Annotated in this window: 9 protein-coding genes and 1 pseudogene; 7 read left to right on the top strand and 3 right to left on the bottom strand. The window is 43.2% G+C overall.

Translation table 11 applies throughout. The features are described from left to right. A pseudogene (locus tag F0145_RS10795) lies at positions 1-426 on the bottom strand (hypothetical protein); the annotation flags it as partial. Between the two features lie 488 nt (positions 427-914). Here F0145_RS10795 and F0145_RS10790 point away from each other — a divergent pair. From F0145_RS10790 to F0145_RS10760, 7 genes are all read left to right on the top strand, one after another. Beyond that, the gene (locus F0145_RS10790; RefSeq protein WP_150088408.1) at positions 915-1,490 is read left to right on the top strand and encodes an RNA polymerase sigma factor; all 576 of its coding nucleotides are present in this window, start codon (positions 915-917) and stop codon (positions 1,488-1,490) included. A gap of 138 nt (positions 1,491-1,628) precedes the next feature. Then, positions 1,629-2,666 carry a FecR family protein gene (locus F0145_RS10785; RefSeq protein WP_150088407.1) on the top strand — a complete coding sequence of 346 codons (1,038 nt, stop codon included), beginning with the start codon at positions 1,629-1,631 and terminating at the stop codon, positions 2,664-2,666. A 311-nt stretch (positions 2,667-2,977) separates the two neighbouring features. Further along, positions 2,978-6,292, top strand: coding sequence for a SusC/RagA family TonB-linked outer membrane protein (locus F0145_RS10780; RefSeq protein ID WP_150088406.1), 3,315 nt, complete (start codon positions 2,978-2,980; stop codon positions 6,290-6,292). A gap of 92 nt (positions 6,293-6,384) precedes the next feature. Continuing rightward, on the top strand, positions 6,385-7,827 hold the full coding sequence (locus F0145_RS10775; protein ID WP_223815968.1) for a RagB/SusD family nutrient uptake outer membrane protein: 1,443 nt from the start codon (positions 6,385-6,387) through the stop codon (positions 7,825-7,827). 110 nt (positions 7,828-7,937) lie between these two features. Continuing rightward, the gene (locus F0145_RS10770) at positions 7,938-9,305 is read left to right on the top strand and encodes an FAD-dependent oxidoreductase (RefSeq protein ID WP_150088405.1); all 1,368 of its coding nucleotides are present in this window, start codon (positions 7,938-7,940) and stop codon (positions 9,303-9,305) included. 46 nt (positions 9,306-9,351) lie between these two features. Beyond that, on the top strand, positions 9,352-10,509 hold the full coding sequence (locus tag F0145_RS10765; protein WP_150088404.1) for a hypothetical protein: 1,158 nt from the start codon (positions 9,352-9,354) through the stop codon (positions 10,507-10,509). A gap of 110 nt (positions 10,510-10,619) precedes the next feature. Further along, complete coding sequence (locus tag F0145_RS10760) at positions 10,620-11,051, top strand: thioredoxin family protein (protein ID WP_150088403.1); 432 nt, start codon at positions 10,620-10,622, stop codon at positions 11,049-11,051. A gap of 179 nt (positions 11,052-11,230) precedes the next feature. Here F0145_RS10760 and F0145_RS10755 read toward each other — a convergent pair whose 3' ends face one another. Then, positions 11,231-12,013: a LytR/AlgR family response regulator transcription factor gene (locus F0145_RS10755; protein WP_223815967.1), complete on the bottom strand. Its 783-nt coding sequence runs from the start codon at positions 12,011-12,013 to the stop codon at positions 11,231-11,233. A 50-nt stretch (positions 12,014-12,063) separates the two neighbouring features. Further along, on the bottom strand, positions 12,064-13,119 hold the full coding sequence (locus F0145_RS10750; RefSeq protein ID WP_150088402.1) for a sensor histidine kinase: 1,056 nt from the start codon (positions 13,117-13,119) through the stop codon (positions 12,064-12,066). Positions 13,120-13,122 lie beyond the last annotated feature (3 nt).

Below are 13,122 nucleotides of genomic sequence, written 5' to 3'. Positions count from 1 at the left end.
ATCTGGCGCCATTGCTTCTCTACTCCAGACCTGCACATGGCTGTAGCCCAGGCAGCGGCCAGTATCCGCTTGCACCACCAGCGAAGGATGCAGGAAAAAGCCTAAGGACTGCTTATCTCCAATCACCCCGAGCTGCTGCTGGTCGGAAATGTTGCGCCGGTTGCGTTCAAAGTTAGGCTGCGTCGTATCCTGAAATACTAAATAATGGGCGCCCACCTCCACTTGCCGCGCACAGTCCGCTTGCAAGTACGAAATGATTTGACTGGTCTGCAAACGGGGGTTATGCAGCAGACGGTAGTAACTCCGCTGCTCGGCTTCGCTCGCACTTAGCTGATGTATCACCACACTTTGCTTTTCTATTATCTTTTCTACTACTTGCTTGACCCGTCGCTCTATCCGAATATTGCTAAATATTGCATCTGCCATTTACCCCCAACAGCTCCCCGCTCCATTTTGTGTCCTAATCGTAGCCCTAAATTAGGGAAGGAGTTCGGCCGAACCAGAAAGTTACGGAATAGCTTTGTTGAGCTGACTTGTTAATTACTAACAATAATTTAGGCTTAGAAAAGCCGTAGCTACGAAGCAAATTACAGCAGTTTGGGCGATGAGGGCCTTCTAAGGTTGTGGTGCGTAGCATTGCGAGGTACGAGCAAAGGAAAGATGAGCAGCCCGAATGACCAAACGGGGCCCGCCGGCCGGGAGGCTACTTAGACTTCTAACTACAGTTAGCACTTTAGCATTGAAAGATGCAATCTTTCAAAAGATAAACAGAAAATCAGGCTATTCATGGAATATCGTTAAGGCACATAAATATAAAATGGAATTTATTTTTTTTATAAAAGCTTATAAAAGAGTATATTTTATTTTTTAAATTTATAAATCAAATTCCCTCATATGAACAATACCTATTAAACATGAGCTTAAAAAATTCTTTTAACGATTGCGACGATAGTGAGCTATGGGATAATTTTAGAAATAATAACCTGGAAGCTTTCACGGTTTTATTCTTCCGCCATTATGCCTTTTTATTCCGGACCGGAAAGCAAATGCGGCTGGAAGAAGAACTGGTTAAAGATACTTTGCAGGAATTTTTTGAATATTTATGGCAGCACCGGCAAAACTTAGGCGAAGCCAAATTCCCTAAATTATACCTGGTAAAATCTTTTAAGCGGTTGCTTTTAAATAAAATTACCAAATCTTCGGTTCTGGTTTCTGTTTCGGATTTCGACGAATTAAAAATATTAGAACAAGAACCTTCGGTTGAAAAAATACTGATTGAGCAACAAGAAAATCAAAGGCAATTAATACGGTTGCAAGAAGAAATCAAGAAATTGCCCGAGCGCCAGCAGGAAGCCTTGCATTTAAAATATTTCTGCGAAATGGATTACGATCAAATCTCCTCCACCTTAAATATCAGCTACCAATCGAGTCGTAACCTAATACATAAAGCGGTACAAAAACTCAGAGAAAGTTTTACCCTGCGTTTTTAAAAATTTATTAAAGCCCCACTTCTTATTTACTTTCCTGGTAATAAATTATGGCTACCAATAATTTAAATCTAAAAACCAGGGTACAAAACTAAAAAATCCTCTCTTTTAAGTTACTTTAGCATTTATAACCGGATAGAAATGCCCTATTCAGATTTCAGTACCGAAGATTTTGTGAAGGATTCGTATTTTCAGGCTTGGGTGTTGCAGGACGATCCGGAAGTAAATTCTTTTTGGGAACTATGGATAGAATTATATCCGGAAAAAGAAAAAACCGTCTCGGCGGCCATGGAAATTCTTCTGGAAAAGAATATTCAAAATATTCCAGTAGTTTCGGAGAAGCAGGTTAAAAAAGCCTGGGAACAATTAAATAAAACCATTGCCCCAAAGGTAATCCCAATTACAAACGCCGCTTATTCAGGTGCAACACCCCAAAAAACAGTTAGCTGGCGGTTAATGGCGGCGGCCGTAGCTGGTTTAGTAATGTTAGCTTTTGGCTTTTTGTATTACCGGGAGCAGCATAAAATCCTTACGTATACTTCGGTAAACAGCCAGATTATGCCCATTACGCTGCCCGATGGGTCGGAGGTAATTTTAAATGCCAATTCGTCGGTTGCTTTTAAAAAACACTGGGCTGCTAGCAGCCCGCGCGAAGTTTGGTTAAAAGGCGAAGCATTTTTTTCGGTAACTAAAAAACCGTTAAAAGGCCAACCCACCTTTACGGTGCACGCCAACAAAGTGCAGGTGCAGGTGTTGGGCACCCAATTTAACGTTGCCGACCGGGCTACTAAAACCCAGGTAATTTTAAATTCCGGCAAAATTAAATTAATGGTAGCCGATGCCCATAGACCCACAGCTTTAACCATGTTGCCCGGCGATTATGTGGCTTTAAATAAAACCAACGAAAAAATTATTAAATTAAAAGTAAATCCGGAAGCTTTTTCGGGTTGGCGTTCGCAAAAATTACAGTTTAAAAATACGCCGCTGGCCGAAATTATCGCCCAAATAGAACAGACTTACGGCACTAAAATTATTTTAACCGATACTAGTTTATTAGACCGCACCTTTACCGGCACTTTCCCCAACAATAATTTACCAGTACTGCTACAAACCTTAGAAAAAGCCTTTCAGTTACAAATAAACCAAAAAGGCCAAACCCTTACTTTTATTAAGAATTAATAATTCCTTCCCCGTTTTATACTGCCTTTTTACGCTTGCACCCTCTATTTTGGATAAATATTAAAAATAATTAAAATATTTATCTAAAACGAAGGGTACAAAAATCTACCTGCGCGCTCTTTATAGGTAATCCAACATTATTTAAAGTAATCCGACCTGGTTGAGCGATACTTTTCGGAAAGCGGCGATTCTTTAAGTATAAGCCTGTATTTTAAGTAGCTAATATTTTGGCTTTTAAGTGGGTTGGCGGCCTGGCTCCAGACTTTGTTGCGTTAAACTAAACTGTTATATAACCTTTATCCACCACTTTTATGAAAAACAGCTACAAACATACCTTATGGGTTTGTGCGCTAGTACTTTTTTCTCACGGCCATATACAAGGCCAGGAACTAGCACTTTCGCAACCTGAGGTGAACAAACCGCAAGACAAAATCCAGGCAGCCCAGTCCCTCCAAAAAATTCTTTCCCAACTAGAAGCCCAGTACAAAGTAAATTTTGCCTACGAAGAAGCGCTCGTGGCCGATAAAATATTACAGCTCCCATCTGGTCGTATAACCAACCTGGCAAAAACTTTAAACGAACTTTTAAATCCTTTAAACCTGAAGGTTGAAAAAATAAATGAAAATTTATTCTTAATCGTAAGCCTGCCCGAAAAAGCAAAACCCCAAAGTAAAGCCAACACACAACCAAGCCCCAATAACGTTGTTAAGGCAGCCGCTAAGGCCGTTGATTTCGCGGTTAGCGGCACAGTAACCGACGAAAACGGCACCGGATTGCCGGGCGTAAGTGTGTTGGTTAAAGGCACTTCGGTTGGCGCAACCACTAATTCCGACGGTACTTTTGCTTTATCGGTGCCCGACCAAAACAGTATTTTAATATTTTCTTTTATTGGGTTTTCTTCGCAGGAAGTGCCCGTAAACGGCCAGGCCAACCTTACCGTTCAGTTGGCACCCGATGCCAAAGCCCTGGACGAAGTGGTAGTAGTAGGCTACGGCGTAATGAAGAAAAGTGATTTAACGGGCTCTTTATCGCAGGTTAAGGCGCAGGAAATTCGTTCTTTCCCCACCAATAATGTTTTACAAGCTATTTCGGGCCGGGCCAGCGGCGTACAGGTATTGCAAACCACCGGTGCTCCCGGGGCCGGCTTAAATGTGCGCATCAGAGGTACTAATTCTATCCAGGGCGGCAACGAACCGCTTTATGTAATAGATGGTTTTCCTTTTTCCGGCAACCCCACTAATTTAAACAACGCCGATATTGAAAGTATAGAAGTGCTGAAAGATGCTTCGGCCACGGCTATATACGGCTCCAGGGGTGCCAACGGGGTGGTACTGATTACCACCAAACAAGGTAAAGCTGGCCAGACCCGCGTAGAGTTTGAAACAACTTACAGCATGCAGACCTTACGCAAGAAGCTGGAATTAATGAACGGGCAAGAGTACGCCACGCTGAATAACCTGCAGGCGGCCAACGATAAAATTGCCCCTTATTTTACCCAGGAACAAATAAATAATTTTGGCGAAGGCACCGATTGGCAAGATGTGGTTTTCCAGAAAGCGCCCATGGCTTCTTCGTCGTTAAGCGTAAACGGCGGCAATGAGAAAACGCAGTTTTCCGTAACCGGCAGTTATTTGGGCCAGGAAGGCATTATTAAAGGCAGCGATTATAACCGTTACGCCCTAAGCACCAAGATTAACCACAAAATCAGCAATAAATTTCAAATTAATTTCTCTAATAATGCCAGCCGTTTAGCTACCGAAAGAAAAGATAGCGAAGGCGGTTCGCGGGGCAATTCCATGATTGGGGCCGCTATTTCGGCCGCGCCCATTTCTACCCCTTACCGCGAAGACGGTACTTACTCCATCTTGTCGCAGGATTACCCTTTTGTGGCAGTTGATATCAGAAACCCGCTGAATTATATTAATGAGCAATTTAATACCATAAAAGCCAATGTGTTATTAACCAATGCCTCGTTGTTGTTTAATCCCATTCCGGAACTAACAGTTAAAATATCCGGGGGCATAGAAAACCGCGACGACCGCACCGATAATTACACCACGCGTAAATTCTTAAACTCCGAAGGCCGGGCCAGTGTAAGCACCAGCCAGTTTACCAGTTTATTAAGTGAAAACACCATCAGCTACCTGAAAACGCTGAACGAGAAGCACCAAATTTCGGCGGTAGCAGGTTTTACTTACCAGGATTTTTTAACTACTTCTTTATCGGGTAGCGGTACGGGTTTCCTGAGCGATGCTTTTGAAACCTACAACCTGGAAGCGGCCGCGACGCCCGGAATCGCAAATTCCGGTTATGCCAAATCGGTTCTACTATCTTATTTAGGCCGGGTTAATTATTCCTTTAACAATAAATATTTACTTACCGTTAGTTTCCGGACCGATGGTTCTTCCAGGTACAGCGACGGTAAAAAATGGGGAAGTTTCCCGTCTGCGGCCCTGGCCTGGCGGGCATCCGAAGAAGAATTCCTGAAATCCAGCAATATTTTCTCGGACCTGAAAGTACGCACCAGTTGGGGATTAACCGGCAGCCAGGCCATCAGCCCTTACACTACGCTAAATCAATTAACTTCCGGCAATACGGTTTTTGGCAATTCGCTGTACACCACTTTTGCGCCCAGCACGGTTTTACCTGGTAATTTAAAATGGGAAACCACTGAGCAAATAAATTTTGGCGTGGATGTTGGCATTCTGAACAACCGGTTATACCTGACCACCGATTACTACATTAAAAATACCCGCGATTTATTAAATACCGTGCGGTTACCTAACTCGTTGGGCTTTACCACCACCATCCGGAACGTAGGCGAAGTACAAAACAAAGGTTTGGAATTAGGGCTGGAAGCAAAAGCCATTCAAGGCAAATTTAACTGGGATTTGTTCGGGAATATTTCCTTTAACCGCAACAAGGTAGTTAGCCTGAACGATGGTAAAGATATTTTAGGCACCTCTATTAACGTACTGGTTTTATCCGATAATATTACCATTCTGCGCGAAGGACGACCCATTGGTCAGTTCTGGGGCTACCAGGAAGATGGCTATACCGATAAAGGACAAATTAAATTTAAAGATTTAAACAACGATGGCGCCATTTCGGCGGACGATAAAACCTACATCGGCAACCCGAATCCTAAATTTATTTACGGCCTTAACTCAAACATGTCGTTTCAGAATTTTTCGTTAACGGCTTTCTTCCAGGGCTCATACGGCAACGATATTTTTAATGTAAGCGCCATTCCTAGCACCCTCGATTACGGCCAGGGTTTGAACATGCCCCGCGAAGTATTTCAAAATCATTGGACGCCGGAAAACCCCAATGCCAAATACCCGATTATCAGCCGGACCACTTCGGCGCGGGCATCCGACCGCTGGATAGAAGACGGATCGTATTTGCGCCTCCGGAATATTCAGTTAGCCTACAACCTCCCCATCGAGAAGTTTAGCCTGGGCTGGATTAAAAATGCCCAGGTAAATGTGAGCGGCCAAAATTTAATTACCTGGACCAAATATTCCTGGTGGGACCCTGAAATTAACTCCCGCGGCGCTGGTATCGATTATTACAGCTATCCCATTTCCAAAGTGGTTACAGCCGGTATCCGGATTGGCTTTTAATTCTTTAGGTATTAGCGAAACAGATAAAATATTATTTAAAGCGAGAAGAAATGAAAATGCTACATATAATTTCAGCTAAACCAGGAATAAGTTTGAAAAGAGGTGCTTATGGCCTTTTAACACTTTCTGTGCTTTTTACCTTACCGGCCTGCGATGATGCTTTACAAGAAGCGCCTAAAACCGTTGCGGTAGAAAATTTTTACAACACCGCCGATGAGGTAGAAACCGCCACCAATGCCATTTACAGCCCTCTGCGTTCTACGCGAGCCGAGCAAATTGCCGTGCTGGATGCCCATACCGATTGGGGTTACGGCCGCGGCAGCCGGGCCCAGTATAACGACTTTGCGGGTTTAAACTCAGGTAACATGAATGCGGCTACTGCGCGTTGGAACTCTTTTTACCAGGCCATCCGGAATGCCAATCTGGTAATAAGTAATGCGCCCAACGGTAAAAATATTAGTGCTACTGATATTGCTAAATACGTAGCGGAAGCCAAGTTTCTGCGGGCCTTGAGTTATTTTGATTTGGTGCGCAACTGGGGCGGCGTACCCATCCGGACCGAAAGTAATTATACCGAAATAGGTGTTAAAAGAAGCACTGTACCGGAAGTTTACGAGCTTATCCTGGCCGATTTAACAGAAGCCGAAAAGAACTTACCGGATGAACCCAAGCATGTTGGCCGGCCAACCAAATTAGCCGCCAAAACCATGCTGGCCGATGTTTATTTAACCCTGAAGCGTTACCCCGAAGCGCGCGACAAAGCCAACGAAGTAATAAAAGCAAATAAATATTCTTTGGTACCGGTAACCAAAAAAGAAGATTTTCAGCTAAAGCTTTTTGGTCCCGATTTGCTGACTACTTCTGAAGAAATATTTTATTTTAAATACGCGCGCCAGGTGGGCCAGGGTAATTTTATGCTTTGGATCTTAAACCATCCCAACACCAAACTTTTCAATTTTGGCGGCGCTTATGCCCATTATTCTGACCAAAACAACCCGTTTTACAAAGCTTGGGATAATCAGGATATTCGGAAATCGTTGTGGGATGTGGTAAACTTTGGCTTGGGCGCTACTACCCTGGTGAGCAGTAAATACGTAGAACCGGCCGCGGTTAGTCAGAACGATGCCGGCAACGATTTACCTATTTACCGCTACGCCGAAGTATTGTTAATATTTGCAGAAGCCGCCAGCCAGGCCGATAACGGACCAACCCCGGAAGCCGTAGAGGCGCTGAACCAGGTGCACCGCCGGGCCTATGGTCAGAATCCTAACCAACCTTCGGCCATAGATTTTAAGCAGGAAGATTATAACGCCCAAACCTTTCAGGACCTGGTATTACAGGAACGGGCCTATGAATTTATTTTTGAAGGCAAACGCTGGCTGGATTTAAAACGAACCAATAAAGCCCAGGAAGCCATCTTAAATGGAAAAGGCAAAACCATTGCTGAAGCGCATTATTTATGGCCCATTCCGCTGGATGAACTAAGTTTTAATACCGCCTTAAACGCGACCACAGACCAAAATCCGGGTTATTAAAGCTTATTTCGTTAACGGTAAAAGTTTAGCGCCGGTAAATATTTTTAACCCGGCGCTAAATACAAAACTTTAAATTTTAAAAAATCAGAAATTAGATTAAGCATTTTTTTATGATAAATATTAATCGCAGAAAGCTCCTGAAATCAATCGGGCTGGCCTCCGTAGGAGCAGTTACTCCCAATTTATTAAAAGGCGAAAGATTAAGCCAACCATACCAGGTAAATGCCCAAAAACTTAAAACCGATATATTGGTAATTGGCGGCGGTACAGCTGGGGTTATTGCGGCCATTCAGGCCGGCAGAGCCGGGGCCAAGGTTATTTTGGTAGAAAATGGCAGTCAGTTAGGCGGTACCACTACTACCGGCGGGGTTAACTTTCCGGGAATATTTTTTGCCTGGGGCAAACAAGTAATTGGAGGTATTGGCTGGGAACTGGTGCAGGAAGCCGTAGCGTTTAACGACGATGTTTTACCCGATTTCTCGGTGCCGCATGGCCAACAACACTGGAAGCACCAGGTTCGGGTGAACAAAGCCATCTATACCATTCTGGCTGAAGAAAAATGTCTGAACGCCGGCGTTAAGATTCGGTATTACGAAACGCCTACCAGTTGCGTGTTTAAAAATAATACCTGGGTGGTACAAACCGTAGGCAAAGGCACCAGCACCGAAATAACCTGTAACCAGTTAATTGATTGCACGGGCAATGCCTACGCCGCTTCCATTGCCGGATTCCCTTTACTACGCGAAGCCGAAACCCAACCCGGTACGCTTAATTTCCAATTAGGCGGTTACGATTTTGACGCGCTCGATAAGAAGCAGATACAAGAAGCTTATTTACAGGCCATCAAAAAAGGAGAGTTAAGTAAGCCGGATTTTAAAGGGAATATTATTGCCTTACTCAAAGGCCAAGGCGATAACAACCAGCATGTTGCCGGCGCCGACTCAACCACCTCCGATACCCATACCCTGGCCAATATTCAGGGCCGCGCTTCTTTAATAAAGCACCTGCGTTTTTTAAGAACCCTGCCCGGTTGTGAAAAAATGAAATTAATTGACATGCAGCAGGAAACGGCCGTTCGCGAAACTTTTAGAATAGATGGCTTATACAAAATAACACAGGAAGATTTTGTAACCGGCAAAAAATACGACGATGCCGTTTCGTACTCTTATTACCCCATTGATTTACACGACGAACACGGCGTTGTGCCCAATCAGTTAAAAAATGGCACGGTTCCTACTATTCCCTTACGCGCCTTAATACCCCGGAACAGCCGCAACTTTATGGTTGCCGGCCGCAGCATCAGCAGCGACCGCCTGGCTAATTCTGCTTTACGGGTGCAAGCTTCGTGTATGGGCATGGGGCAAGCCGCCGGTGCCGTAGCCGTTTTGGCAAATAATAGTAAAAAAACACCCCACGAAGTACCTATGCGCGATATCCGCAAATTAATTCAGGAACACGGCGGCATTGTACCTGCTTAATTTTAACTTTTGGGTTTAAAATAATAGCAAGAACGTACTATACAAAATGAATAAAAAAATCAGCAGCAAGCGGGCCTTCCCTATTTTACTGGTGTGGTTCCTGTTGCTATGTGGGTTCCAAAACAAAGACAAAATCAGGTATTTTCAAACCCAAACTGTGTCTTTTAAACCGCATAAGATAGTACCTATTATCGTAGATTTTCAGGATTCTACTTTTAACGATACTTTATTTCAAGTTAAGTCAAAAGAAAATTACCCGGTTTCATATTTCCGGAAAATCCAGGCCAGCGTTTGTTTTGATGATAAATGCCGGCTGTTGGATATTGTGTTGTACTGGAATATTACCGGCCGGTACCTTGGTTTTGAAATGCCCGAAGGTGAATATTTGAGCAAAACCGACCACGATCCTTTCCAGCCGGGTGAGTATAAAAAGTTAGACCAAATTCTAGCCGATCCTAATTCGCCGATGGGCACTTTTACCTACGAGCAACTAACGTTACAACCGCCTAAAAACAGCCCCGGCGTAGATGCCACTACCTCGCCTACGCCGCCCTTGGTTGCCGAACACATTGTGCAGGGGGCAGCTTATACCACCTATAAGTTGTGGCATTTTATTTACGGCCGTACGCAAACCGAAGTCCAGAATGCGACTTTAAAAGCGCTTACGCCCACCCTAATGAAAGAAATATTAGCCAGCCCCGATGAAAAAGACAAAATGTGGGCCTTAAACCACATAAGCGGCTATGTAGAACTAACGGCGGAGTTGCAAAAACGGGTAGTAGCATTAATGGATGACAAAAATTTCAGCCTTGCCGAAAGAGCCGTAAACGCCATCAACAAAAAGGATTTAAGCTCTAAAACCTTGCAACTCTTTCTCCTCGATAAATTTAATGCTACTGATTACAGCTTGAAAAAACTTATTATTGATAAATTAAAACAAGCGCCGGAACTAGACAACGAGGTAAAAACAAAATTGGCCAAAAATTTAAATCAACTAAACGGCGAAATATTAAGCCGGGTGTTAGATGTTTTTAAACAGCATAAAACCTTAGATAAAGCAACCTTACTTAATATTTCGGAACTACTGCAAAATGAAAATGCTTTTATCTCCAGGAAAGCCTTTGATTTTTTCCAAAACATAGACGTAAAAGACCAGGAAGTAAACAACCGGATTATTAAATACAAGGCTGCGCAGGGCATTTAAAAAATACTAATTGCTACTAAGTCCTCGCTCATTAATTTATAATACGCAATTCATTTTCCTAAAAAATTACTTTATAAATATTGCCAGTAAAAGTTGACCGTTCTTAAAACATGAAATTTATATTTATTCTATTAACCTCTTTTTTATCGCTGGTATCGCCTGTTTGGCTCACTAATTTAGAACAGGCAAAAACCGAAGCCAAAGCCAAACAAAAGTTGATATTGCTGAATTTTTCCGGATCAGATTGGTGCGTGCCCTGTATTAAGCTGGAAAGAGGAATATTCGAAACCGAAGAATTTAAGAATTATGCTGCCGACAAACTGGTGCTGGTAAAAGCCGATTTCCCACGCCTCAAAAAAAATCAGTTGGCTAAAGAGCAACAAGCTTTAAATGATGCTCTGAAAAAGAAATACAACCAAATAGGCGCTTTCCCGCTCACCTTGTTATTAGATGCAAATGGCAACGTGCTGAAACAATGGGACGGCATTCCGGCTAGCACACCTAACGATTTTATCTCTAAATTAAGCAATCCGGCCAAATAGAAGTTAAGAATTTTACAATTTTTGTAGAATAAATAATTGGGAAAGAGAGGCTATTTGTTGAATTGCGGTGGAACCTTATAATTGTTGTTGGGTAGTATTTAATAAAATATAAGGTTAAAAATTCAAGCGTCCAAACACCGCAATATTCCCAAAGGGTTTTAAAGGAATAATAATTTCACCTACTGATCCAGCCAACTCTTAAAAGCCGGCGTTTTTTCACTGCTAATAACAATGTCTTCGTCCAGGGGCGGGTGCAGTACCAGCTTCAGGCGACCTTTAAAGTACGGGTGAATTTCTTTGGCGGCATCGAAGGAGATGATTAGCTTCCGGTTAATGTGAAAAAACTGGCTGGGGTCGAGTAATTGAATTAAATCGTCGAGGGCATAATCAACGGGAAACTTCTGGTTATCGCGGGTTACGAGTAAGGTTAACTTATTCGAAGAAAAGAAATAAGCAATATCGACGGTTTTGATGGCTTTAATTTTGGCGCCCATTTTTACCATAAACCGCGATTTATAGCTTCCCTCCTTGCGCTGAATTATCTGTACCACCTCGTTGATGGGAATTTCGGTTTGAGCGGGTCCCAGCGTACGGCGCAATTCCTGCATTTTATCGAGGCTTTGTACCAGCTTGCTAAACTGTACCGGCTTTAACAAATAATCGATGCTGTGCACCTGAAAAGCTTCCAGGGCATATTGGTCGTAAGCGGTGGTAAATATTACCGGGCATTTTACCCGCACCTGTTTAAAAATATCGAAGCAAAGCCCGTCTGATAAGTGAATATCCAGCAATAATAAATCGGGTAAATCGTGTTCCTGCAACCATTTTACCGCGCCTTCTACCGAGGTTAAAACGGCCAGCACCTGAGTACTTGGGTTGTACTCGTATAAAAGTTTACCTAATCGTTCGGCGGCCAGGGCCTCATCTTCAATTATCAGCACCTTCATGTTTGGGTTCAGCATTTATCTTCCGGTGGGCAAGTTAAAAGTTTAGCTTAGAATTTACCATTTGCTTAATCGGCTATTTCGAGCAGCGGCAGTTTTACGGTAAATCTGGTAGGGGTTTGCATTACTTGTACTTCGCGGTCCGATAAATAGCCGTAACGCTGGCGAATATTTTCGAGGCCTGTTCCGGTTAGGGGAGCACTTTCCTGTTTTTTAGGCTGCCGGGTATTTTGCACGGTTAACCAGCCATCGGCTTCATAAGCAATATTTATGATTAAAGGTATTTGGGCCGAAATAATATTATGCTTAATAGCGTTTTCCAGCAGCATTTGCAGCGCTAAAGGCGGCAAACAAACGGTTTCCAACAAGGCTTCGGCAATATTAATAGTTAGTTGCAGTTGGTCGCCGAACCGTTGGTGCAATAAAAAATAATAGGCCCGGATAAATGCTAACTCGGTGGCCAGCGGTACCAATTCTTCTTTTTTGTATTGCAGCACGTAGCGGTACACATCGGCAAAACGGTCCAGAAAAAGTTGGGCATCCTGCGGATTCTTCTGAATAAGCGCTGATAACACATTGAGGTTATTAAATAAAAAGTGCGGGTCCAGGTGCATGCGCAGCGATTCCAGTTGGGTGCGCAGGTTTTCCTGTTTAAACTTCTCGGATTGCTCGTGCGCTTTTTTCCACTGCACCATAAAAAATATGCCGAAGTTGATAGACAGCACCGGAATAATAAATAATAACCCGTAAACATTTAGCACCAGAAACTGCTCTAAATCTGGTGGGCGTTGGGTGGTTTGAGCCCGGAAAAAATAATAAGTGAGGTTAATGCACAAAAGCGAGTAAAGGGTACTCAGGAAAAGCTGCAGAAAAAAGCGCGCCGTGGTATGTTCCGCCCAAGGAAACTTGTAATTTAATATTCGGTAAATAAATCGGTTGCCGAACCACAGCAAAATTATAACGGTAAAAATCCAGAGCAGCGCCACCAAATAAATTAATTCGGAATTAGCCTGCTGTAGCAAGTACAATCCGGCCAATAATATTCCCAAACCCAGCACAAAAAATATTCGCAGCCACTTTTGGTTTTTGGCATTATCGGGAGCGAACAAGTCTTTAAGCGCCATGGG

The sequence above is a fragment of the Adhaeribacter rhizoryzae genome (genome assembly GCF_008629685.1).
Taxonomy (GTDB): Bacteria; Bacteroidota; Bacteroidia; order Cytophagales; family Hymenobacteraceae; genus Adhaeribacter; species Adhaeribacter rhizoryzae.
This window is presented reverse-complemented; position numbering and strand designations above follow the sequence as displayed.